16 protein-coding genes are annotated in these 23,861 nt (G+C 61.8%); 4 read left to right on the forward strand and 12 right to left on the reverse strand.

Going from position 1 to position 23,861, the window contains the following annotated elements:
* Nucleotides 1-121 precede the first annotated feature (121 nt).
* A complete protein-coding gene (locus J2D75_RS02435; RefSeq protein WP_207852344.1) occupies nucleotides 122-367 on the forward strand; it encodes a hypothetical protein in 246 nt (81 codons plus the stop codon).
* A gap of 514 nt (nucleotides 368-881) precedes the next feature.
* Here J2D75_RS02435 and J2D75_RS02440 read toward each other — a convergent pair.
* The 4 genes from J2D75_RS02440 to J2D75_RS02455 all read right to left on the reverse strand — a co-directional run bounded on the left by J2D75_RS02440 (nucleotide 882) and on the right by J2D75_RS02455 (nucleotide 4,020).
* Entirely contained in the window at nucleotides 882-2,192 is a 1,311-nt protein-coding gene (locus J2D75_RS02440) for a citrate synthase (protein ID WP_207852346.1), read from the reverse strand.
* A 148-nt stretch (nucleotides 2,193-2,340) separates the two neighbouring features.
* Nucleotides 2,341-2,883: a histidine phosphatase family protein gene (locus tag J2D75_RS02445; RefSeq protein WP_207852348.1), complete on the reverse strand. Its 543-nt coding sequence runs from the start codon at nucleotides 2,881-2,883 to the stop codon at nucleotides 2,341-2,343.
* A complete protein-coding gene (locus tag J2D75_RS02450) occupies nucleotides 2,873-3,193 on the reverse strand; it encodes a chorismate mutase (protein ID WP_207852350.1) in 321 nt (106 codons plus the stop codon). The genes J2D75_RS02445 and J2D75_RS02450 overlap by 11 nt, the downstream gene beginning before the upstream one ends.
* 83 nt (nucleotides 3,194-3,276) lie before the next feature.
* Nucleotides 3,277-4,020, reverse strand: coding sequence for a metallophosphoesterase (locus tag J2D75_RS02455; protein WP_207852352.1), 744 nt, complete (start codon nucleotides 4,018-4,020; stop codon nucleotides 3,277-3,279).
* Nucleotides 4,021-4,323: 303 nt separating this feature from the next.
* Here J2D75_RS02455 and J2D75_RS02460 point away from each other — a divergent pair, with 303 nt between their 5' ends.
* On the forward strand, nucleotides 4,324-5,841 hold the full coding sequence (locus J2D75_RS02460; RefSeq protein WP_207852354.1) for a succinate CoA transferase: 1,518 nt from the start codon (nucleotides 4,324-4,326) through the stop codon (nucleotides 5,839-5,841).
* A 112-nt stretch (nucleotides 5,842-5,953) separates the two neighbouring features.
* On the opposite strand, the gene J2D75_RS02465 is transcribed toward J2D75_RS02460, so the two are convergent.
* The 8 genes from J2D75_RS02465 to J2D75_RS02500 form a co-directional block, all read right to left on the reverse strand.
* The gene (locus J2D75_RS02465) at nucleotides 5,954-6,703 is read right to left on the reverse strand and encodes a PI-PLC domain-containing protein (RefSeq protein WP_207852356.1); all 750 of its coding nucleotides are present in this window, start codon (nucleotides 6,701-6,703) and stop codon (nucleotides 5,954-5,956) included.
* Complete coding sequence (locus J2D75_RS02470; RefSeq protein WP_207852358.1) at nucleotides 6,690-11,231, reverse strand: AAA family ATPase; 4,542 nt, start codon at nucleotides 11,229-11,231, stop codon at nucleotides 6,690-6,692. Before J2D75_RS02470 ends, J2D75_RS02465 begins: the two co-directional genes overlap by 14 nt.
* A 38-nt stretch (nucleotides 11,232-11,269) precedes the next feature.
* Nucleotides 11,270-11,905 (reverse strand): thioredoxin domain-containing protein, encoded by a 636-nt coding sequence (locus J2D75_RS02475; RefSeq protein WP_207852360.1) that lies wholly within the window; start codon nucleotides 11,903-11,905, stop codon nucleotides 11,270-11,272.
* Nucleotides 11,906-12,019: 114 nt separating this feature from the next.
* Complete coding sequence (locus J2D75_RS02480) at nucleotides 12,020-12,949, reverse strand: hemolysin family protein (protein WP_207852361.1); 930 nt, start codon at nucleotides 12,947-12,949, stop codon at nucleotides 12,020-12,022.
* Nucleotides 12,946-13,419: an rRNA maturation RNase YbeY gene (ybeY, locus tag J2D75_RS02485; RefSeq protein ID WP_207852840.1), complete on the reverse strand. Its 474-nt coding sequence runs from the start codon at nucleotides 13,417-13,419 to the stop codon at nucleotides 12,946-12,948. The genes J2D75_RS02480 and ybeY overlap by 4 nt, the downstream gene beginning before the upstream one ends.
* A gap of 64 nt (nucleotides 13,420-13,483) precedes the next feature.
* Entirely contained in the window at nucleotides 13,484-14,530 is a 1,047-nt protein-coding gene (locus J2D75_RS02490; RefSeq protein WP_207852842.1) for a PhoH family protein, read from the reverse strand.
* A gap of 47 nt (nucleotides 14,531-14,577) precedes the next feature.
* Nucleotides 14,578-15,996, reverse strand: a complete 1,419-nt coding sequence (gene miaB, locus J2D75_RS02495) for a tRNA (N6-isopentenyl adenosine(37)-C2)-methylthiotransferase MiaB (protein ID WP_207852363.1) — start codon at nucleotides 15,994-15,996, stop codon at nucleotides 14,578-14,580.
* 173 nt (nucleotides 15,997-16,169) lie between these two features.
* Nucleotides 16,170-17,270, reverse strand: coding sequence for a lysophospholipid acyltransferase family protein (locus J2D75_RS02500; protein ID WP_207852365.1), 1,101 nt, complete (start codon nucleotides 17,268-17,270; stop codon nucleotides 16,170-16,172).
* Between the two features lie 297 nt (nucleotides 17,271-17,567).
* Between J2D75_RS02500 and J2D75_RS02505 the strand changes: the two genes are divergently transcribed.
* Together J2D75_RS02505 and J2D75_RS02510 are read left to right on the forward strand one after the other, a co-directional pair.
* A complete protein-coding gene (locus tag J2D75_RS02505; protein WP_207852844.1) occupies nucleotides 17,568-19,565 on the forward strand; it encodes an autotransporter assembly complex protein TamA in 1,998 nt (665 codons plus the stop codon).
* Complete coding sequence (locus J2D75_RS02510; protein ID WP_243428393.1) at nucleotides 19,565-23,830, forward strand: translocation/assembly module TamB domain-containing protein; 4,266 nt, start codon at nucleotides 19,565-19,567, stop codon at nucleotides 23,828-23,830. The genes J2D75_RS02505 and J2D75_RS02510 overlap by 1 nt, the downstream gene beginning before the upstream one ends.
* Nucleotides 23,831-23,861: the final 31 nt, after the last annotated feature.

Raw genomic sequence — 23,861 nt, forward strand, 5'->3', positions numbered from 1 at the left:
CGCTTTCTGCGGTGAATGATTATATTGTTGTGGGGGAATTCTTTTCATACTTGCAAGAATGCAGAATGTGGCGTTAAATAAAACGCAGTTGAGATTAATTATCAATTGAGGGTGAAGCGCTGTGGTTACTGAACCGAACCGGATCGCGCGTACATGTGAACGGGCCGTAGTGACGGCTTACCGGGAACTGCGCGATGTGGGCACTGCGGATGTCGCGGCGTTTAACGCCTGCACGACACTGTACCGCATCCATCACCCTGAGGCATCGCTCAATGAGGCGCGCCGCCTTGTATCTGAATGGATCGACCATCATGTGGTGCGCGAACGTTCAGGCCCCACCCAAGGGTGCGACTGCCCGCCTTCGTAAGCGGCTTGCCCGGCTGATTTTTCGCCTTCATGCCATAGAGGCGCATGAAGGCGTTTTTTCTGCCCAAACGAAAATAAAAGTCAGTCTATTTTAAGAACTTCGCACTTACTTTTGTTGTCATCGCAATAAGTGTAGGTGGAAAGACCCTGTTCTTTTGCCCATTTCTTGATGAGTGTAATCTCATGTTGTCTGTGCCACTGAGCGCCAAGAATTACGAGAGCAACGATTAGTGAGCATATAATCAAATACAGTGATATATGTTTTGTTTTCTGGATCATCACTATTTGCCTTTAAAGCCGCTTGGGATTTCAAATACGCTATCCCTCGGGAAATTCCAACAAGTATGTATTTTAATCCTTTATGGCAACGCCATGCGCGTGGCCCTGTCAGGTGCTGTCAGCATAGCGGTGATGTAAGGCACGAATGTGTGTGCCTGCCGTAGGTGTAAACCACAAAAAAACTGGCCCGTTTTTGGCGGGCCAGCTTTCGGTATTCGGCTTTACTGTGTGCGGTTTCAGCGCTTGTCGAGAGCGACAAAATCCCGCTGGGTTGCGCCAAGGTAAAGCTGACGGGGGCGGGAAATGCGCTGGCCCGGCTCCTCGATCATTTCTTTCCACTGGCTGACCCAGCCGGTGGTGCGGGCCAGAGCAAACAGCGGTGTGAACATGCTGGTGGGAATGCCCATGGCCTTGAGGATAATGCCCGAATAGAAATCGACATTCGGATACAGCTTGCGATCGACAAAGTAGGGGTCGTTCAGCGCGATCTTTTCCAGTTCGATCGCGAGTTCAAGCAGCGGATCGTCCTTGATACCAAGCTCGCCCAGAACTTCGTGGCAGGTGCGTTCCATGATTTTGGCGCGCGGGTCGAAGTTCTTGTAAACCCGGTGGCCAAAGCCCATCAGCTTGACGCCGCTGTTCTTGTCCTTGACCTGTGCAATAAAGGCAGGAATATTTTCTTTCTTGCCGATATTCGCAAGCATTTTCAGAACGGCTTCGTTGGCGCCGCCATGAGCAGGCCCCCACAGGGCGGCAATGCCTGCAGCAATACAGGCAAAGGGGTTGGCACCGGTGGAGCCTGCCATCCGCACGGTAGAGGTGGAGGCGTTCTGTTCGTGATCCGCATGCAGGATCAGGATACGGTTCATGGCGCGGGCCAGAACCGGGTTGACCTTGTACGGCTCGACTTCGCGGGCGAACATCATGGACAGGAAGTTTTCGGCGTAATTCAGCCCGTTATTCGGGTAGATGAACGCTTCACCCTGCGTGTATTTATAGGCCCATGCGGTAATGGTCGGCACCTTGGCGATCAGGCGCATGGCGGCAAGCTGGCGATTTTCCGGCACGGCAATGTCGTTGGCATCCGGGTAGAAGGCCGACAGCGCGCCAACGGTGCCGCACAGGATGGCCATGGGGTGCGCATCGCGGCGGAAGCCGTTGAAGAAATTGCGAATCTGCTCGTGCAGCAGTGTGTGGTTGGTCAGTGTCTGGCGAAAATTCTGATATTCGGCGGCATTGGGCAGTTCGCCATTGAGCAGCAGGTAGATGACTTCCTCAAAGGAGGCTTCTTCCGCAAGCTGCGCGATCGGGTAACCGCGATGCAGGAGAATGCCCTTATCCCCATCAATGAAGGTCACCTTGCTGGTGCAGGAGGCTGTCTCGCCGTAGCCGGGATCGAAAGTAAAAGTATCCAGCTGCGCAGGCAGCTTACGGATATCGATCACGTCCGGCCCCAGAGTGCCTGACAGGACAGGCATCTCGGCGGTTTTGCCACCGATCGAAATGGTAGCGGTGGTCTGCTTACCTTCGTTCTGCGACACGCTCATAGTGTTTCCTTTTGCTATGTGGGTTCGGTCGCGGCTGCGGCCTCCTGAAATCCATCTTGTCTCTCATTCATATGGAAACAGGAAGATTGATCCTGATAAACCGCACGTTATCACGCACTGTTTCCGCAGAAAACCGGGCTTTTTTACCTTAGGGTCGCGTGAATGTGTGCAGGCAGACCATATCAGGCACGCAGCCTCGCCAGTCTGTCAGGCTGGATACGGGGGCCTGTGCATGGGGGCAGAACACCGCTATGGCCCCCGGTGCGAATCCTTCATCAAGGCTCTGCGCAAGAGGGTCTAGCTGGTGGGCCAGCTTTGAAATGCCCGGATTATGCCCGATCAGCATCACGGTCATGGCGGGAGCCGGGGCGGTTTGCAGGCAGGCCAGCAGGGCAGAGGGCTCGGCTTCGTAAATGTCTGGCCGTAGCACAGCCTCCGGTGTGGTCGCTCCCAAACCTTCCAGCATGCCCTGCATGGTCTGGCGGGTGCGCAGGGCCGGGCTGCACAGGATTACATCAGGTAGCAGGGCGTTGTGGCGTAGCCACTGGCCACAGCGCAGGGCGGCCGCTTTGCCGGAAGGGCTGAGCGGCCGCGCCAGATCGGCCTCGGTGCTGAAGTCACCCGCAGGTGCTGCGATGGCTTGCGCGTGGCGCAGCAGGATCAGCCGCCGGGTGTTGACTTCAGGGAGCACTGCTGTCCGACATCGCATCCCGTGCGATGGCCTCGTGGTGGCGGATGACTTCATGAATGATGAAGTTGAGGAATTTTTCCGCGAAATCAGGGTCGAGATGGGCATCCTGCGCCAGACCACGCAGGCGGGCGATCTGGCGCACTTCGCGTTCGGGGTCTGCCGGAGGCATGGCGTGGCGGGCCTTTAGCGCCCCTACGGCCTTGGTGCAGCGGAATCGTTCGGCCAGCATAAACACCAGAGCCGCGTCGATATTGTCGATGCTGCGGCGCAGATCGGCAAGGATGTCTGTAGGGTGCGGCTGCTCTGTCACGGTTGATACTCTTTGTGCTGGCGGGTGTGGGTTACGGATTCATGGCGGGGCTTACCCCACAGGTCTTTTACAGGCCTGTTCCTTCACAGGAAAGCCGCGACTTCATCCATAGCCGGGGCGGGCAGATCCAGCCATGCCAGATGGCCCCCTTTACCAGCCCCGGTATCCATGAAAACCGCCTGCCCACCTGCCCGGCCGGGCAGGGTTAGCGGGCAGCCATTGGTAGAGCGCTGATCGTGTCCACAATAGATGGTGTAGCCAGCGGGAATCTGGTTGACCCAGTTCAGCGTGCGTTCGGGATAGCCATCGGGCTGGATACGGCTTGTCGTTTCGCCAAAGAGCGCACGGGATAGCAGAAAGGTTACGCGCTCAAGGGGCGGGGGGGGCGGCTCCATCAGCATGCGCGGGTCGAATGCGCCATGCACGAACACCGTGCGGCCCATGATCAGCCATGCCGGAGCCGCTGCCAGTGCGGGCAGCAGGGCTGTACGCACATCTGCATTTTCGGGGCGGGCAAGCTGGTCGAGCGTGTCTTCCAGATGGGGGGATGAGCGCAGCCGCTTGCCCATGAGCGCACGGCCCAGCTTGCGATCATGATTGCCGATCAGGAACAGCCCGCGCTCCTGCTCCATGACCTCAAGCATCAGACGCAGTACACCTGCGCTATCTGGCCCGTAATCGACCAGATCGCCTAGCTGTATGATGAAACGTTTGGTGGCCACGGCATGGCGGAAGGCGTCCAGATCGCCGTGTACATCGCCAATAATGCGGAGTCCGTGCGCCAGGGTCTCCTTCACGTTTTCGTCATGCCGGATAAGTGTGTGCATTGCGCTGTTACCTGTTCCTTCCTTGTCTTCATGTAGGCTTTCCGTGTCCAAACAGGAACGCTGCGGACGGTTTTTTTTAAGTCCTTTCATTCATGCACAAGTATGTGACGCGCCAGAACCATATGTTTCTGCATAGGTTAAGGTGAAATTCAGGCCCGGCAACGGATCTGGACGGCCCGGAGGCTGTGGCATGGCAAAAGACTGTAGAAAGCCTGGACTGAAACAGGGTGAAAGCAGGACAGTGCACGGTGTTACGACTCTGGTGTTCGGAACAGTTTACAAAAAGAAACAGGAAAGCCTCTCATGACAGAGCGCATTCGGAACGTCGCGCTGCGTAGCAAGGTTTGCCCGGCCGAGGCCGCGGCAGAGCTGATCCGGGACAGGGATGTTGTCGGCACCAGCGGTTTTACCGGGGCGGGCTATCCCAAGGCCGTGCCCAAGGCGCTGGCCGAGCGTATGCAGGTCGCCCATGACCGTGGTGAGGAATACCGCATCAGCCTGATTACCGGTGCGTCCACCGGCCCGCAGCTTGATGGCGAACTGGCCAAGGTCAATGGCGTATATTTCCGCTCGCCGTTCAATACGGATGCGGGTATGCGCAACCGTATCAACGCCAACGAAACCGACTATTTCGACAACCATCTGGGTCAGGTGGCCAGTCGCTCCTATCAGGGCAATTACGGCCATTTCAATGTCGCGGTAGTCGAGGCAACGGCAATCACGGAAGAGGGTGGCATCGTGCCCACTTCCTCCGTAGGCAACTCGCAGGCTTTCCTTGATCTGGCAGACACGGTCATTGTCGAGGTCAATGAGTGGCAGCATCCCGGCCTCGAAGGGACGCACGACATCTGGCACGGCAATGTCAGCGCAACCCCCACGCGCGACATCATTCCGCTTGCCCGGGCAGACCAGCGTATCGGGGGTTCCAGCCTCAAGGTCGATCCCGCCAAGATCAAGGCCATTGTCCGCACCAATGACAGCGACCGCAATGCGCCGTTTGCTGCCCCGGATGCTTCGGCCAAGGCAATTGCGGGCTACCTGCTTGATTTCTTCGAACACGAAGTCAAACAGAACCGCCTGCCGCCTTCGCTGCTGCCGTTGCAGTCCGGTGTGGGCAATGTGGCCAATGCCGTGCTGGAAGGGCTTAACGAAGGGCCGTTCGAAAATCTGGTCGGGTATAGCGAGGTCATTCAGGATGGCATGCTTGCCATGCTGGATAACGGGCGCATGCGGGTGGCATCCGCTACGTCGTTTTCACTCAGCCCGGAAGCGGCCGAGGAAATCAACCGGCGCATGGATTTCTTCCGCGATAAGCTGATTCTGCGCCAGCAGGATGTCAGCAACGCGCCGGGTGTTATCCGCCAGCTTGGCTGTATCGCCATGAACGGCATGATCGAGGCGGATATTTACGGCAACGTAAACTCCACCCGCGTCATGGGTTCGAAGATGATGAACGGTATCGGCGGATCGGGTGATTTTGCCCGCAGTGCCTATCTGTCCATCTTCCTCTCTCCTTCCACCGCCAAGGGTGGCAAGATTTCGGCTATTGTGCCTATGGCCGCACATGTCGATCATATCATGCAGGACACCCAGATTTTTGTGACGGAACAGGGGCTGGCTGACCTGCGTGGTCTGGGGCCGGTGCAGCGTGCACGGACGATTATCGCCAAATGCGCACATCCTGATTACCGCCCGATGTTGCAGGACTATCTGGATCGTGCGCTTAAGGACTCCTTTGGCAAGCACACGCCGCATCTGCTTAACGAGGCGCTGGCGTGGCACCAGCGTTTTGTAGAAACCGGCTCAATGCTGCCGGGCTGATTTTCAGCCTCTGCCCCGGATGCCTGTTATAGGTGTTCGGGGTGCTCAAACAAAAGGCCCGGCCTCCACTCAGGAGACCGGGCCTTTTGTTTTCCGGAAAGACGCCCTGTGTTCAGCTATTGCTGTGCTGGTAGGGCGTGCTGGCGGTTGTAAGGGGGGTTATCACGATATCAACCGGTTTTTCAGCCAGCGGGTCCTGCCCATCGGAGTGGGCCATCTGCGGATTTTCGCTGATAATGGCTTCTGCATCATGGTGAACCTGCATGAACAGGCTCGGTTCGGCTGTCGGGGGTAGATACACCGCATAAGGGTGCGGGCCAGCCAACCGATGCACGATATGGGCCTCGCGGGCGGAATGCACGGGGAAAGCCACCATCACCTTTGAATCGGCCTGTAGGGCAGCCTGAAGATTCTGGCGGTCAGACGCCATGAGAATAACCCGGTCGCGCATCCGCGCCTTGCGGACAAGCTGCACCACGCCGGTAGGGCTGGTGCCGTGCAGGTCGATCATCAGGAGAGTATTGGCGCGATAGGCTGAGTTCAGCACATCAGCCAGCGTGCGGCCATCGGTGCCGACAGTAAGCTGGCCATCGGGCAGGCTGTTCACGCTCAGGCGCATCATGGCGGGGCGCTGGTCGAAATCCGCCTGCTGCGGGCCGGTTCCAGCACTGGCATTGCAGATAACCTGCCCGTGGTGAATGCGCGCCATAACACCATAGGCCTTGGAGTGCTGAACAATGACGGCGGTACCCGCTGCCATGCAGAGCGAGATGACCAGAGCCATTTTCTTCAGGCAACGTCCGCGCCGGGGCATGACCCGGTGCGAGAGTGTAATGTCAGCTTCCTGTTCAGGATGCGACATGTGGTGCTTCCTTGTCATTCTGGCCAACCATGGAGGCTGCCCGCGCAAGATCCACGGAGAGAACCCGGCTTACGCCGCGTTCCTGCATGGTTACGCCGAACAGCTGGTCCATATGGGCCATTGTAAGCTGGTGGTGTGTCACCACCAGAAACCGTGTACCTGCTTCGCTGACCATATCGGCAAGCAGGGTACTGAAACGTCCTACATTGGCATCGTCAAGCGGTGCGTCAACCTCGTCAAGTACGCATACCGGCGCGGGGTTACAGCGAAACACCGAAAAAATCAAGGATAGCGCTGTCAGGGCCTGTTCGCCCCCCGACAGCAGCGAAAGGGTCGCCAGTTTTTTGCCCGGCGGCTGGGCATAGATTTCAAGCCCGGCTTCCAGCGGGTCATCGCTGCCGACAAGGCCCAGATGCGCCCGGCCACCGCCAAACATGCGCGTAAACAGCGATTGGAAGTGCTGGTCCACTTGCGCGAAAACCGCCATCAGGCGTTCGCGCCCTTCCTGATTGAGCGAGCCAATGGAGCCACGCAGCCGCTGTATGGCAGCTTCCAGATCCGCCATTTCTGTGGCGAGGGTTTCCGCCTGCGTAGAGGCTTCGCGCGCTTCCAGTTCCGCACGGAGGTTGACCGGCCCCATGGCGTCGCGCTCATGGGTCAGGCGTGTGATCTTGCGGCGCAGGCTCCCTTCGGCGGCTTCCGTCAGATCGGATGAAGGCGGGCGGGCCGGGGGCGGGCTTTCGGCCAGCAACTGATCCAGAATGGCGCGGGCCTGCTCGCTGCGGCCTTCGGCCTTGAGCAGGGTTTCACGCGCACTGGTGAGTTCGCCTTCGGCTTTCTGGCGCTGTTCGCCTGCCTGTGTCAGCGCCTCCTCGGCTACCGAGCGGGCTTTGTCAGCGGCTGCATGGGCGGCTTCGGCTTCTGTCAGGTTTTTATCGGTCTGCTGTTTCTGCTGGCGTGCGGCATCGGGCAGGGAGGACAGGCGTTCATGTTCGCGGCACACGTCCTGCATGCGCTGGCGAATGCTCTCTTCTTCCCGGCTGGCGGTTTCGGCACGGGCAGTCCAGTCCGCCAGTGCAGCCTCGGTGGCCGCGCGTCGGCTGGCTAGTGCCGTGTTTTCCGCCAGAAGGGCTGCGCGCTCTTCTCGCGTGGCGTCAAGCTGGGTCTGGCACTCCTGCCGTCTTGCGCGCAACTGTTCTAAGGTCTGCTCGGTTTCAGCCGGTATGGCCGCAGCCTCAAGCGCGCTGGCAGCCTGCGCGACCTGCGCTGTCGTGTCGGCCTGTGTCTGGCGCAATTCGGCCATGCGTGGTGTCAGCCCGGCCAGACGGCCCCGCAGATCGGCCGCGCGCTCGCGGCTGCGCTGGTTTTCATTGGCAGCAGAATCGGCCGCCTGCTGGGCCTGACGGGCTTGTTCAAGCGTGTGCTGGGCAGTTTGTTCAGCTTCGTTCAGAGCCTGTGTGGCGGTATCCAGCGCGTGGGCGGCCTGCTGGTCGGCCTCGATAGTGGCAAGACGCTGGGCCAGCGCGTCAAAGGCCCCCTGTTCCGTAGCATGGGCATCGCGCAGGCGGGCGCATTCGGGGGTGAGGGTATCGAGCCGGGCCTGCGCTGCGGCGTGTTTCTGCTCGTTGCTGGCGCGTTGTTCACGTGCGGTTTGCAGGCGGGCCTGTGCCTGCCGGAGCTGTGTGCGGGTTTCCTGTTCCGCAGCCTGTGCCGCAGTATGTTTGTGCTGAGCGGCCTGCAGGGCTTCGCGCGGGGCATGCACGGGGGGGAGGTCGGCCTGTGTTTGCCGTGCGCGGGCATGGGCGGCTTCTGCCTCCAGCCGGGCTGCGGCGACTCTTTCCTGCTGGGGCTGTATGGTGTCGAGCCGTGCGCGGGAGGCGGCGTGGCGGCGGCCCGTCTCGCTTTCATGCGTGCGGGCCTGCTGTAGCGCCTGTTCAACCGTAGCCCGTTCAGATCGGAAGCGGGCTATGTCGCTTTCGGTTTCCTGTACTGCCTGTGCGGCCTGTTGAACGGCCTGCTCAAGAGCGGGTTCATCAGCCTGAAGGGCGGTGATGCGCGCGCGCGTCTCACGTAGGATACGACGCTGTGCCAGCCTGCGGGCTGCCCCGCCCGTAGCTGTGGCGCGGGCGTAAAAGCCATCCCATCGCCAGAGATCACCCGCGCGGGAGACAAGGCACTGTCCCGGTGTAAGCTGTGGCAGCAGGGCTATGGCATCGCCGGTGTCGGGTACGAGGCCGGTGAAGGTCAGAATCCGCTCAAGCTCGGCAGGCGCGTTGACCAGCGCCTTGAGCGGCGTGGTGCCTGCGGGCAGTGGCGGCGGGGCTTCGGCGGCCAGAAGGCGCCAGCCGCGCACGGCGGTTTCTGTGGTGGAGGCGTCCAGCCCATCGGCAAGGGCTGCGGCCAGTGCAGGCTCATACTGCTCTTCTACCGAAAGCTGGGCGGAAACCGGGCTTCCGGCCTGCGGCTCTTCGTCGTCCAGCGCGTGATCAAGCCCTTCGGCCTGCGCGTGCAGGCGGGTCAGTTCTGTCTGGAGGGTTGTGCGGCGGGCGGTGCTGGCTGTCAGGGTTTCGCGCCGGGCGGGCAGCGCTGCTTCGGCCTGCTCAAGCAACTGGCTGATCTGTTGCAGACTGCCTTCATGCACCATACGGGCCTGCCGGGCCTCATCAAGCACGGAGTCTGGCAGGGCTTCGGCGCGGGCTTTTTCGAGTTCCTGTGAGAGTGTCTGCTCTTCCTGTCGGGCGCGGGCCAGTGCGGTTTCAGCCGCGCGTAGCGTTTCGCTGGCATTGCGGTGGCGGGCTTCCGCCTCCTGCGCTGCACGGCTGCTCTCGTTCAGAAGGGTGTCGGTTTGCAGGCGGGCCTGTTCGGCGGCTTCAAGGGCCTCAATGGCCTGCTGTGTGGTTCTGGCGGCGTCTTCTTCTGTTATGCGCAGGTGTTCGAGCGTTTCGGTGCTGACCAGCGCCGCCGTGGTTTCGGCCCGGCGGGTTTCGGCCTGTTGCAGAGCCTTGGCCAGACTGTCGAGCCGCTGGCGAGCCTGTGCGATGTTTTCTTTTTGCTCGGCCTGAGCCTGCCGGGCGGCCTCAGCCTGACTGCGGGCGACCGACAGTTCCATAGTGCGCTGGGTGCGCAGGCGCTCGCTGTCATCCGCTGCGGTGCGGGCCTGCTGGGCGGCGCGTGCGGTGCTTTCCGCTGTTTCGGCAATGGCCTGCAAGGCTTCGTCCGAGGGGAGGGCGGATTCAAGCTCCGCCACTTCGGCTTCGATCGCGCTCAGGGCCTGTGTTGTCAGCGCATGGCGCGCTCTGGCGTTTTCCAGTTCCTCTGCCGCGCGGGTATGGTGTGCCCGGGCGATGTTGAGAGTTTCTGTCAGGGCCGCGAGATCGCGCTCGACGCTTTCCAGTTCGAGCCGCAGAGTTTCCTGTCGTGTTTCCGCCTCCTGCTGCCGGGTGGGCAGGGTGGCCGTGGCGGTGTCGATTTCCGCTTTTTCAGCCTGTGTGCGCTCAAGGGCGCTACGGGCATCTGTCAGGCGGTTTGTGGCGGCGTGCAGGTCGGCTTCATGCTGGGTCAGGCGTTCGCTGGCCTCGCGGGCGAGGGTAACGGCGCGCTCTTCTTCACGGGCGGTGCCTTCGGCCAGCACGCGGCAGCGTTCCAGCGCGGTGCGGGCGGCATCGGCCTGTTCACGCAGGGCGGGCAGGCGGCGGCGGCGCTCAAACTCGGCGACTACGGCGGTTTCGGCGGCTTCCTCGCGGCTTGTCAGCGCGAGGCGCGCCTGCGCCACGGTATCAGCCGCACGCTGCACGGCCAGTCGGGCGCGGGCATGGAGCAGGGCCAGCAGTTCGGTTTCTGCTTCACGCAGAGCTGCGGACAGGGAGCGGTAATGCTCGGCTTCGCGGGACTGGTCGGCCAGTTCGCCCAGTCTTTCGCTTAGCTGTTTGCGGCGGTCTTCGGCGCGGGTCAGGTTGCTTTCGGTCGCACGCAGTTTGAGTTCGGCTTCATGCCTGCGGGCGTGCAGGCCGGTGATGCCTGCGGCTTCTTCCAGAATGCCGCGCCGTTCTTCCGGGCGTGCGCCCACCAGCATGGCGACACGGCCCTGACTGACCATGGCCGAGGAGCGCGCGCCTGAAGCCAGATCGGCAAAAAGGGTCTGTACGTCGCGCGCACGGGTGGCGCGGCCGTTAATCCGATAGTCGCTGCCTGCGCCGCGTTCAGCCCGGCGGCTGATCTGGAGTTCGTCCAGTTCAGCAAAACCCTGCGGGCCGAAGCCTTGCGTGCCTTCAAGGGTAATGGTGACTTCGGCCAGTGTACGGGCCGGGCGGGTGGCGGTGCCCGCAAAAATCAGATCGTCCATTTCGCCGCCGCGCAGCGAACGGGCGGAGGACTCGCCCATGACCCAGCGCAGGGCTTCGACCACGTTGGATTTGCCGCAGCCGTTCGGCCCGACAATACCTGTCAGGCCGGGCAGGATTTCCACCGTTACCGGGTCGGCAAAGCTTTTGAATCCGGCAATGCGAAGCCGGGCGAAACGGACAGTCATGGTCGCGCTGTTTCAGACTTGTAGCTGGCGGATGGTGTTCAGCCTGCCTGAGTCAGATTTTTGACGAATTCGTCGTACGAAATCGCGCTGGAAACCTGCAGTGCGTTGTTGAAGCGGAAAGTGGGGGTGGAATCGATATGGTACTTGGTCTGCGCTGCGTCCTGCTCGTCGATAATGAACTGCATCAGCTTCTGATCCGCTATCGTCTTGTCGAAGACATCGCCGGGCATGCCAGCAAAAGCAGCCATTTTCTTGAGTTCCGTCATCGGGTTGGCTTCACGGTCATAGGCCCAGCGGTCGAGGCTGGACAGCAGTGCCGAGCAGAAGGGCTCGTAACGCTCAACCGGCAGCGAGCGGGCGACCATGGCGGCGAGGGTCGCGGTCTGATCGGTGGGGAAATCATGGAACACGTAGCGGATTTTGCCCGTGTCGATCAGTTTTTCCTTAACCTGCGGGAAGGTGTTTTCAGCAAAATGGGCGCAATGGATGCAGGTGAGAGAAAACCATTCCTCTACCACCAGCTTGGCATCGGGGCTGCCCATCTCGCGTGGGGCGAAACGCGGATCAACCGGCGTGTCGGTTGTCGGATTGGCCGCCAGAGCGCGATTCCACAGCGGTGTGGTGGAGAGGGCGACCCCGGTGGCGGCAAGAAAAGAGCGGCGTGAAAAAGACATGGAAACCAAGCCTTCCTGACTGGTGACAACCGAAGCAGACAGCCATGACGGCAGAAAAGCCACACGTCAACCATTGATCGTACTTCGGAGCACCCGCCTGCGGTTGCAGGCGTGTCAGGTGGGGGCTGTCGCGGCTGGGGTGGTTTCTTCTGTCTGGGGTATCACGCGGCGCACCCGCACGCGGCGAATATGCCGGGCATCGGCGTCGAGCACGCGAAAGAGGAAGCCGTTTTCGTGGTTCAGCACCTCGCCCCGCGCCGGTACATGCCCCGCCATGCGGAAAACCAGCCCGCCTATGGTCTCGATTTCGGCTTCTTTTTCAGCGTCAGTCAGAATGGCGCCAATCTCGCGCTCGAACTCTTCGACCGGGCAGCGGGCATCCACATCGAAAGTGCCGTCCTGACGGGGTGTGATCATGACGGCGGCGGGTTCGTCATGCTCGTCGGAAATATCGCCCACAATGGTTTCGATCAGGTCTTCAATGGTCACCAGACCGTCGATCCCGCCATATTCGTCAATGACAAGGGCCATGTGGGTCTGGCGCTGGCGCATTTGCAGCAGCAGATCGAGCACCGGAAGCTGGGGAGCGACAAACAGCGGCTGGCGCAGCAGGGCTTCAAGGCTGAAGGCCTCGCTGGTGCCGACATAGGCGATCAGATCCTTGACGTGGATCATGCCGACGATGTCATCAAGCTGGTCTCGGTAAACGGGCATGCGCGAGTGGTTTTCCCGCCGCATCATGGCCAGCGCTTCGTCCAGACTGATTGAAACCGGCATGGCCACGATATCAGCCCGCGGCACCATGACATCATCAGCCGAGATATTGCGCAGTCTGAGCACATTGGCGATCAGCGCACGTTCCTGCCGGTCGAGTTCGGGCTGTTCACCATTTTCGGCGCTGTCGGCCTCGTTGGCGGCCTGCTGCACCAGAGCGGCAATAGAGTTGCGCAGGTTGGATGGCTGCTTGCGGCGGTGGAAAAAGGAAAAAAACTTTTTCCCCGTCTGTTCGCTCCGCTCCCCTGTGTTGCCTTCATGCTCGCTCATGAGCGGGGCTTCCACGGATTAGGCACGGATAGCCGTGACAGAATACGCGCCTCGCGCATTTCCATTTCACGGGCGTCGCCCGGATGGTGGTGATCGTACCCGGCCAGATGCAGGCTACCATGCACAACCAGATGTGCCAGATGATCCGCCACTGGCCGACCAGCCTTGCGGGCCTCGCGCAGCACCGTTTCCAGCGCGAGGATGATGTCGCCCCCGTCATAGCCCGGCGGCGGGTCGAATGTCAGCACGTTGGTGGGTTTGTAGCGGCCACGGTGGCGGCCGTTCAGTTCGCGCACCTCGCGGTCTGTCGCCAGCACGACCGTGCCGGGCAGGCCGCCGGAATCGGCGCAGGCGGCGAGTGCGCGCCAGACCAGCTTTTCAGGCTCGCGGACATGGCAGCGCCACCGGCGGTCACGCACCAGAATTTCGGGCGTGGCCGCAAATCCGTCATCAAACATCGCATCCCCCATGCGGGAGTCTGTGCGGGGCTGGTCGTTCCCGCATGCCATATCCGTCTGGTGGATATGGCCCTGGCTACTTGGCGGTTCCATTTTTCTCCTGGCGACCCTTGTTGCGGGAAGGAGTCCTGCTGGTCGCCGCCTTTGCATCATAAGCTTCAATAATGCGCGCGACCAGCTTGTGCCTGACGACATCGGTCGCGTCAAAACGTGTGATGGTAACCCCCTTGACGTTTTCGAGCGTCTCAACCGCGTCATGCAGACCCGATATGGTGCCATCGGGCAGGTCGATCTGTGTCAGATCGCCCGTTACCACCATGCGTGAGCCCGGCCCAAGGCGGGTCAGGAACATTTTCATCTGCGCGATGGTGGTGTTCTGTGCTTCGTCCAGAATAATAAAAGCGTGCGAGAGCGTGCGCCCGCGCATGAAGGCCAGAGGGGCCACTTCAATATCGCCCGAAGCCATGCGCCGCATCACCTGATCACCCGGCAGCATGTCGTGCAGGGCATCGTAGAGCGGGCGCAGATAGGGGTCGATCTTGTCTTTCATGTCGCCGGGCAGGAAGCCCAGCCGCTCGCCCGCTTCCACCGCCGGGCGGGAGAGGATGATGCGGTCGATGGAGCCTGCCTGCAACATGGCCACGGCCTGTGCCACGGCCAGATAGGTTTTGCCTGTCCCGGCCGGGCCAATGCCAAAAACGAGTTCCTTACGCGCAAGGGCTTTCATGTAGATGGCCTGCCCCGGCGAGCGCGGCTCTATCGTGCCGTGCCGCATACGGATCTGTGGCAGGTCGCCATCATCAGGCAGGGTATCCGGAGCGCTGGTGCGGGCCGGAGTGGCGGGGGAACGGCTCTCGTGCATACGGGACATGCGAATGATGGCCTCCACGGTGCTGGTATCAATGGTCTCGCCTGCCGCCAGCTTCTGGTACAGAGCGCTCAGGGTCTGACGTGCGAGACTGGTATGTGCTGGCACACCCCGGATCGAAATCCGGTTGCCGCGCCGCGCCACTTCCACATCCAGTCCTTCTTCAAGGCAACGCAGGTGCCGGTCGTGGTCGCCTACAAGGCGCGCCAGCAGGGCGTTGTTGTCAAACTGAAGGGTGACGGGCTGCTCGCCCATCGCGGGAAGGGGTGCCTCCGAAACGGAGTGCGGCGCGTGCGGTTGGCTCAAGCGTATTCCTTTTCTTCTTCCACAATGCCGCCAAGGGAATTGGTCAGGCGTTCGGTAATGCGCACCATGATCTCCTGACCGATCAGGGCAGGCTGGCCCAGCACATGCACCGGCTGGAGCCATGGGGAGCGCCCCACGATCTGGCCGGGTTTGCGGCCGGTGCCGGTAAACAGCACGGGCACGGTCTGGCCCACCAGAGTCTGGTTGAAAGCATCCTGCTGCTGGCGCAAAAGCTGCTGGAGGGCTTGCAGGCGGCTGTTCTTTACATCTTCGGGCACCTGCATGCCGGCCCCGGCGGCCGGTGTGCCGGGGCGCGGGGAGTATGTGAAGGAGTAGGCCAGCGCGAATTCCGTATCGCGCACCAGTGCCATCGTGGCTTCGAAATCCTCGTCGCTCTCGCCGGGGTGCCCCACAATAAAATCGGAAGACAGGGCAAGGTCGGGCCGGGCTTCGCGCAGGCGGCGCACGAGGTCACGGTATTCATCTGCCGTGTGGCCACGGTTCATGGCGCGCAGGATGCGATCCGACCCGGACTGGACGGGCAGATGCAGGAACGGCATGAGCTGGGGCAGGTCGCGATGGGCGGCAATCAGTGCTGCATCCATGTCGCGCGGGTGCGACGTGGTGTAGCGGATGCGCATAAGGCCGGGAATATCGGCCAGTGCATAGGCCAGCCGGGCCAGCCCCCATGGTGTGCCGTCCGGGCCTTCGCCATGATAGGCGTTGACGTTCTGGCCCAGCAGGCTGATCTCGCGCACGCCTGATGCCACCATCCGGCGCGCTTCAGCCAGAACGGAGGCCACAGGGCGGCTGCTTTCCGCCCCGCGCGTGTAAGGCACAACGCAGAACGAGCAGAACTTGTCGCAACCTTCCTGAATGGTCAGGAACGCGGTCAGGTTACCCGGTGTCTGCGGGGCTTCGCTTTCGGGCAGGAAGTCGAACTTCTGTTCCGCTGGAAACTCGGTTTCGATCACCCGCCCACCGGCGCGGGCCGCGCGGGCCACCATTTCGGGTAGGCGATGGTAGGTCTGTGGCCCCAGAACGATATCGACATAGGGTGCGCGGGCCAGAATTTCCTCGCCCTCAGCCTGCGCCACACAGCCTGCCACAGCGATAATGGTGCTGTGTCCGGCTTCCTTGCGGGATTCCTTGACCAGACGCAGGCGACCCAGTTCGGAAAACACCTTTTCCGCCGCCCTGTCACGGATATGGCAGGTGTTGAGGATGATCATGTCGGCCTGATCGGGGGCATCCACCGGGCTGTATCCCAGCGGGCGCAGCACATCGCCCATCCGTGCACTATCGTACACGTTCATCTGGCACCCCCATGTGATCACATGCAGGCCGCGTGTGGCTCGTGCGTTTAGGGTAGGTGCTGTCATGATGGCAGGCGCTCCACTGCGCCGCAGGCCCATTCCGTGCGGCAGGGGGACGGAATCGACCCAGAGGCGTCGCAGGTCAAGCGTCTTTTCTCATATCTGGCAACGTTACGGTGCCATATGGAAGAAAAAGGAGCGTTGCGATGCCTGACAGGGCCGGGCCTCCATATTTTTCAGAGAAAGTCCGGCGCGCCTGATGCGTTCCGGCCTTACCTGCGTATTGAAGCAAAAAAGGAGGCCAGCCTGTCAAGTAAGGCTTTCGTTTTTCTTACATGCGGGGGCAGAAAAACGGCAGGCAGGGTGGCCGGATCAAACCGGCCCGGCAGCACGCGGGGCGGATTGTGCTGGCGCAGGGTGGCAGCGCCTTCGGCCACGGCTTTCCATGTCGCCTGCGCCAGAGCCTTTCGGCTGGGGAACAGGTCGGGGTCGAGCGGTTCGTGCAGTACTACGGTGGCGCGCCCGCCCCGCCATTGCAGCAACTGCCAGACATGCGGGCCGAGATCCATATCGCCGTACCAGGAAAAAACCGGGCGGCGGAAGCGGCAGAGCGGCAGGCCGTTCAGTTCGTCATAAACAAGCGAGACCGGCTGGATCAGCGGCGTCATGCTGGAGTCGTCTGTGGTTGCGGCGGCTTCTGCCGCCTCCGCTCCTTTGCCGCGCAGCTTGGGGGCTTTGGCAATGGCAAAAAAGGCCGACATGAATGGCAGCACCCGTGACCCGTCCGAAGATGTACCTTCGGGGAACAGCACCAGATTGTCTCCGCCATTCATGCGCGAGATCATTTCGTCGCGCTCGCGGCCGGTGGTGTTGCGCTGGCGGCTGACAAAAATTGTCCGCCCGATCTGGGAGATCAGGCCCATGACGGGCCATTTCTCAATATCGCCCTTGGCGACGAAAACAGAGGGCAGCAACGTGCCAAGCACCGGCACATCCAGCCATGACATGTGGTTGGCGATGTAAATGACAGGCCGCTCGCCCCGCTTGCGCGCGGCAGGCCCGCCCACCGTACCAACCCGCTGGCCAACCACGCGTATACGCAGGCCCAGTATTTTGCACAGAACGCCCCAGATAACCCGCGTCCAGCGGATTTTGGCGGTGCCGGGTACGGGCAGTAGACAGGCTTCAAACCCGACAGACAGCGGTACCCATACCACCAGCGCCCCAAGGCGCAGGGCGGCGCGCACCTGCGCAATGCGCCGCGTGAGCGCGTTTGCAGGGGCGGGCAGAATGCCAGACAGATCGGGAGCATGGGGCTGGTCAGCAGCAGAGCAGGCCGCGGCGCGTGAGTGGTCAGGCTGGGTTCTGATCATGGTCCTGCTTTTGCCAGACACGTGCCTGCCGGGCAAAGGGCGCGAGCGGCCATCCGGTGAAAACACGCAAACATGCCCCCCCATACCGCGAACCGGGGGCGCTGGACAATCCGTCTCGTACTGTCCTGCCAATGGTTAAAGCATACACAAGGGCGTATTTTTGTCATGGTGTGACGCTAAGGAGCAGGTTACCCTTATGAAACTATGGAGCGAACTGGCGGTTTAGGGCATGTCAGGGGACGGCGGGTTCGGTAAGCAGATGATAGACAGCGCGTGGTGACAAGGCGGGGCAGGGCCATTTTCGGTCGGTTTGTAATCAGGGGGAATCGCGTTCTTGCAGGGGTGGCTCTGTGGGGCGTGCTGGCAACGGGGGTCAATGCGGCCGACCCTCAGCCTTACGTGACCAGTCTTGCCAGCACGGGCGAGGGGGATCTGGACACCGCACTCAAGGCATCGTCCGATCTGCTGGCCCTGCAATCCACACAGGCGGTGGGGCCATTCGCGCTGGCAGGCCGCGTGCGTGATGAGTACGACCGCCTGCGCACGGCGCTGGAAAGCTGCGGTTATTATGACGGCACGGTGCATATTGTACTGTCGCGCCCGAAAGCGGATGCAAAGGCTGCCCCCGCAGCCTCGCAGTCGCCTAATGCCCCCGGTGCCTTCATGGGGGATGACGCCGCCGTGCTGAACAGCCCCACCATTGATGGCAAATCTCAGGATCTCGCGAACTGGATCGCCAATGTGCCCAAGGGGGAAAAGGTCGAGGCGCGGGTGAGCGTGGACAAGGGGCCACTTTATCATCTGGGCCACATTACCCTTAAGGACGACAAAACCGGAGAGCCGCCAAAGCTCACGCCTGAACAGACAAAGGCGCTGGGTCTGGCTACCGGGCAGCCTGCTATCGCCCAGACCGTGCTGAACGGCGGTGGCCAGTTGCTTGATGCCCTGCGTGAAGGCGGGCATGCGCTCGCGCGTGTGGAAAAGCCAGTGGCCTATCTGCGCCCCGAAACCCGCACGCTTGATATTGTCTACCCTGTAACCCCCGGCCCGGTGCTGAATGTGGGGGCTATTTCGTTGGAGGGGTTGCAGAAAGTACATCCGGCCTTCATCCGGCGGCGGCTGACCGTGGAGGAAGGTCAGTTGTACCAGCCGTCCAAGATTGAGGCTGCCCGGCAGAACCTGACGGATCTGGGGGTGTTTTCCAGCGTGGGCGTAAAAGATGGATCCCCCACGGCGGTGGATGGCACCATGCCGCTGGATTTTTCTTTCCGCGAGGGCAAGCGCCATGCCGTAGGGGCAGAAGCCGGGTATTCGACCGATCTTGGCGCGCGAGCCGGTGTAAACTGGACCCATTTCAATCTGTTGGGCAATGCCGAGCGCCTGCGGCTTGTAGCACTGGTGACAGGGCTGGGAGGCTCGGCCCAGCAGGGTTTGGGCTATGATGTTTATGCTGATCTGTTCAAACCGGATTTTTTGCAGCGTAACCAGAACCTGAGTGCTCGTATCGAAGGGCTGCGCCAGCTTTTCTGGTCATACCGGCAGACAGCCCTGCTGGTGCGTGGCGGTGTGGCTCGGCCGCTGGCGCGGAACTGGAATGGTAATTTTGGGCTGGCGGCGGAGCAGGAATCCATCGAGCAGTTTGGCGTTACCCGTGACTACACAATCCTGTCTGCTCCGCTATCCACGACTTTCGACAATACCGGGGTAGGTAATCCGATCGAACCGGCAACCCACGGCATGCGGCTGAGCCTTGGGGTTACGCCGTCATTTTCGTTGGGTACGAAAGGGGAAGGAACATCCTTTTTCGCGGTCATGAATGCGTCCGCCTCCACCTATTTTGACCTGAACCATCTGGGAATCAGCAAACCGGGGCGCAGTATTCTGGCGTTCCGTGGAACGATAGGCAGCATTCAGGGCGCGAGCACATGGAGCATTCCGCCGGATCAGCGCATGTATGCGGGGGGCAGCGCAACCGTGCGCGGTTATCGCTGGCAGGGGGTTGGCCCGCAATATGGCGATACCCGCTACGCGATCGGCGGCACGTCTATTGATGCAGGGTCGGTTGAATATCGGCAGCGGATTTTACGCAGTTTTGGCATGGCCATGTTTGCCGATGCAGGCCAGGTGGGTGAAACCTCCATGCCGTTCAATGGCACCCTGCGTGTCGGCACGGGTGCGGGTGTGCGCTATTATACGCCTATTGGCCCTGTGCGGCTGGATGTGGCAGTGCCTATCAACCGCGCGCCGCAGGGCGATAAATGGGATCTGTATATCGGGCTAGGGGAGGCGTTCTGATGGCCGCGCAGGAACAGGGAGTCCCCCCATCAAATACAACGCCCCCTGCTGGCGCCCCCCCGCGCCGTCTGTGGCGGCGTGTGGCGCGTATTGTGCTGGCTGTTGCCGGTGGGCTTGTCGGGCTTGTGGTGCTGGTTGTGGCGGGGCTGCTCGTCTGGGCCAATACCGGAGCCGGGCGGGCGGTGCTGCTGCGCCAGACCGAAGCACTGACGGGTGGCATGGTGCGCGTGGCCGGTCTTTCCGGGCGGTTTCCTGATAATTTCCGGCTTCAAAGCCTTGAAGTACGCGATGCCACCGGCCCGTGGCTGACCCTGCGCGACCTGCATCTGGACTGGTCCGTGCTGGCGTTGCTGGGGCGCACGGCGCGTGTAAACGCCTTTACCGCCGATACGCTTGACCTGCCCCGCCTGCCGGTTTCCGAGGAGAGCAAGAGCGAGCCAGAAACCGGCACGCCATCATGGCATGCGCTTGGGGTGGATATCCGCAGGCTTGCCGTGCGGCAGATCACACTGGGGGCACCGGTTATGGGGCAGGCGGCCCAGTTGAGCCTGTCCGGGCATGGGCGTCTGGGCGCTTTGGGGGTTGTGGTCGGCAATTTCAGTCTGACCAAAATACCCGGTGTGGATATTGGTCTGGATATCAAACGGCTTGACCGCGCAGGCATGCTGTCGCTGGCTACCACGGCGGGTGGCGGAAGGCTGGCCCTGCATCTTAAGGCGCAGGATGGCACGGATGGTTTTCTGGCCACGCAGCTGGATACGGCGCAGTTGGCTCCTGTGTCTTTGCAGATGGATCTGGATGGCCCCGTTGCTGCCGCAGCGCTGCACGTTACCGCGCAGGCGGGTGCGGCGACAGCCCAGACCGATGGCCTGCTCGATCTGGTGGGCGGGCGTATGGACAGGCTGGAGGCGCAGGCTCATGCCCCAGCCCTGTCCCTGTCTGATACGCTAGGCTGGAAAGAAATTACCTTTGCCGCCCATCTGAGCGGGATGATGAGCGCCCCCCTTGGCAAGGCAGACCTGAGTGTGGACAGGCTGGCCGCCGGGGGAAGCTCTATCGCAACATTACAGGCCCATTTCACGGGGGAGGGCACAACAGCCCAGGCTCTGGCGCAGCTTCTGCACCTGAGTGTTAAGGCCGATGGTGTGACCGTGCCGGGTAAGGCTCCTCTTGTGCTCGCCGCAGCACCACTGGAACTGGATGCACGGCTTTCTCCTCAGGCAGATGGGCGGCCCCTGAGCGTCACCCTCAATCATCCTCTACTGGCCCTGATGGCGCAGGTTCGCACGGCAGCGCCCCAGACCGCCGCCCTCACACTCAAGCTGCCAGACCTGCTGCCGGTGGGTGAAGCCGTGGGCATGGCCCTGCGAGGTCAGGCGGGACTGGAGGCCCATATCGCCCGCCCCGCGCAGGCCGATGGCGCAACGCAGGTTACGGCGTCCGGCACGTTGGGTATCGCCGGAGGGCAGCCGCAACTGGTCGGGCTGGTCGGGCAGAATGGGCAGTTCGCGCTTACGGCGGACATTACGCCGCTACCTGCGCAAAAAAAACCGCAGGCTTTGCCTGCTGGCCAGCGTATCGCCCTGCAAAGCCTGACACTGGACGGGCGCGGCATACACCTGAAAACACAGGGGCGGATGGATACCGGGCGGGATATGGATGTTTCCGCCTCGGTCGGGTTGCCTGACCTGTCCATGGCGCTGCCTTTTCTGCGCGGTGGGCTGGAACTGGGGCTGACAGCGCAGGGGCCGTTGGCGGATTTTGCCGCGCATGTGCATGTGCAAGGCAGCCCCGGCACCGCGGATATGACCCCCGCACCGCTGGTGCTTGATGCCGCCCTGCGCGATCTGCCCGGTGTGCCGCAGGGGACGGTGGACCTGCATGGCACCATGGATCACGCGCCGGTGGCGTTCGGTCTGGCCATGGACAGCCAGGAAGACGGCGCACACCGCTTCAACCTGACAGCACTGTCTTGGAAAAGCGTGCAGGGCGAGGGGGAGCTGAGCCTCAAACCCGGCGAAGTTATTCCCATGGGCACTTTGGGTCTCAAGATCGGCAAGCTGGCGGACCTGCGCGGGGCTGTTGGCAAGCCACTGGCAGGGAGCCTGACAGCCAACATCAACACTGACAGCACGGGGGATGTGCCGGTTGTCCATGCCCGGCTGGATGGGCATGGCAGTCTGGCCGACATGCGGCTCGGTAGCCTTGCCTTTAAAGGCGATGTGCGCGACCCGGCAGGCAAACCGGCAGTTGATCTGTCGCTTAAGCTCGGGGGGATCGCGGCGCAGGGTATTACAGGCAGCGCGCATCTGGGCGCACGTGGGCCGCTGGAGGCCATGGTGCTGGATGCGGGCGTCGGCCCGGCAGGCTGGGGAGGCAAACCCCTGTCTCTGGCGATGGAAGCCCTGCTGGATGTGCCAGACCAGAAGGTGACGCTCCGGCGACTGAACGCCAGTGCCAGAGGTGAAAACCTGCGACTGCTTGGCCCCGCCGTACTGACCTATGGTGCGACCTTGGGCGTTGACCGGCTGCACGCTACACTGGGGGCGGTAACCGGTGGCGAAAGTGCCGTGCTGGACATCAAGGGGCATATCAAGCCGACGCTGACCCTGAATGCAGACCTGCGGAACCTGACGCCCGCGTTGGCCGAGCCGTTCGTACCCGGATTGCGGGCGCAGGGTGTGGTGTCTGCTTCCGCAGCGCTGACCGGCACGCTCGACCAGCCGCATGGGCAGATCAATCTGACCGGCAATGGCCTGCGGATGGGGGGCAGCATGGCTGTGGCCTCGGTGCCGCCTTTGGGCCTGACGCTGAATGCGACCCTGAATGGCACTACTGCTGCGGTACGTGGTCATGCGCATGCGGGGGGCAAGCTGGAGCTGAACACCAATGGTACCGTGCCGCTGCGTGGTCGCTCGGGGCTGGATGTTATGGCCGATGGTGCGCTCGACCTCAGTCTGGCCAATGGCGTTCTGGGTGCGCAGGGCAGGCAGCTTATGGGGCAGGCCCGTATGGGGCTGCGCTTGCAGGGCACACTGGCGCGGCCGCGTGTGAGTGGGGCTGTCACGCTTGAAAAAGCGGATTTTCAGGACTTTGCCGCCGGTGCTCATCTGTCAGACATCAATGGGCGTCTGGTGGGTAATGAGGGGCGGCTGGATATTCAGTCCCTGACGGCCAAAGCCGGTTCCGGTATGGTGGAGGCCAGTGGCACGATCGGTATTGCTGAACCCGGTCTGCCCATAGACCTGCGGCTAAAGGCCCGGAATGCGCGGCCAATAGCCAGCGACCTGCTGACTGCTGTGCTCGATGCGGATCTGGGTGCGCGCGGGCAGGTGCGGGGGCGTCTGGATGTCGTGGGGAGCGTGACGTTGAAGAATGTCGAGGTGAACATTCCCAACTCCCTGCCAACATCCGTGGCGCGGCTTGATGTGATCCGTCCGGGTGAAAAACCTCCGCAGGATGATGAGGCGCGTGCCGCCAGCGTGCATAAAACGGTGATCGTGCTTTCCCTCGATCTGATTTCGCCGGGACGTTTTTTCGTGCGCGGGCATGGGCTGGATGCAGAAATGGCGGGGCGTCTGAAAATTGGCGGCACCGCGCAGGCGCCACAGGTGGCGGGCGGCTTTACCCTCAAGCGGGGTAACTTCAATCTGGCCGGGATTTCGCTCAATTTCACCAAGGGTAAAGTGGCGTTCAACGGCAGTGGTGTTGGCCACAAACTCGACCCCACGCTCGATTTTCAGGCGGATCGGGTCGTCAATGGTGAAACCGCCATGCTCAAGGTCGGCGGCTATGCCAGCGCGCCCAAAATCACATTCGAATCCCTGCCGCCTCAACCGCAGGATCAGGTTCTGGCCATGCTGCTTTTCGGCACGGATGCGCGCTCGCTCTCTTCCACCCAGATGGTGGAACTGGGGGCGGCGGTTGCGACGCTGACAGGGCTGACTCCCTTTGATCCGATGGGAACGCTCCGTAAAACCCTGCATCTGGACAGGCTGACCATCGGCGGCGGGAGCGGTTCCAACGCCAATGGTAGCGGTGCTGGTGCGAGTGTGGAGGCGGGTAAATACGTGATGAAAGGGGTGTATGTGGGCGCCAAGCAGGCCACATCGGGCTCGGGTACACAGGCGCAGGTTCAGGTGGATCTGACCAAAAGCCTCAAGCTCAACACCACCGTGGGTACCGGGGGGAACGTGACGGGCTTTACCACGCCGGAAAATGATCCGGGTAGCAGTGTGGGTATTCTATGGCAGCATCGTTACTGAGCGAGCGGGGGGCAACGGCCCGGAGGCAAAC

It is taken from the genome of Acetobacter suratthaniensis (genome assembly GCF_017377745.1).
GTDB classification, from domain to species: Bacteria; Pseudomonadota; Alphaproteobacteria; order Acetobacterales; family Acetobacteraceae; genus Acetobacter; species Acetobacter suratthaniensis.

Coding starts and splice junctions, on each gene's coding strand:
- J2D75_RS02440 (WP_207852346.1), bottom strand. CDS start 2,192: ATGAGCGTGTCGCAGAACGAAGGTAAGCAGACCACCGCTACCATTTCG.
- J2D75_RS02455 (WP_207852352.1), bottom strand. CDS start 4,020: ATGCACACACTTATCCGGCATGACGAAAACGTGAAGGAGACCCTGGCG.
- J2D75_RS02460 (WP_207852354.1), top strand. CDS start 4,324: ATGACAGAGCGCATTCGGAACGTCGCGCTGCGTAGCAAGGTTTGCCCG.
- J2D75_RS02465 (WP_207852356.1), bottom strand. CDS start 6,703: ATGTCGCATCCTGAACAGGAAGCTGACATTACACTCTCGCACCGGGTC.
- J2D75_RS02470 (WP_207852358.1), bottom strand. CDS start 11,231: ATGACTGTCCGTTTCGCCCGGCTTCGCATTGCCGGATTCAAAAGCTTT.
- J2D75_RS02475 (WP_207852360.1), bottom strand. CDS start 11,905: ATGTCTTTTTCACGCCGCTCTTTTCTTGCCGCCACCGGGGTCGCCCTC.
- J2D75_RS02480 (WP_207852361.1), bottom strand. CDS start 12,949: ATGAGCGAGCATGAAGGCAACACAGGGGAGCGGAGCGAACAGACGGGG.
- ybeY (WP_207852840.1), bottom strand. CDS start 13,419: ATGGGGGATGCGATGTTTGATGACGGATTTGCGGCCACGCCCGAAATT.
- J2D75_RS02490 (WP_207852842.1), bottom strand. CDS start 14,530: ATGGGCGAGCAGCCCGTCACCCTTCAGTTTGACAACAACGCCCTGCTG.
- miaB (WP_207852363.1), bottom strand. CDS start 15,996: ATGGGCCTGCGGCGCAGTGGAGCGCCTGCCATCATGACAGCACCTACC.
- J2D75_RS02500 (WP_207852365.1), bottom strand. CDS start 17,270: ATGATCAGAACCCAGCCTGACCACTCACGCGCCGCGGCCTGCTCTGCT.
- J2D75_RS02510 (WP_243428393.1), top strand. CDS start 19,565: ATGGCCGCGCAGGAACAGGGAGTCCCCCCATCAAATACAACGCCCCCT.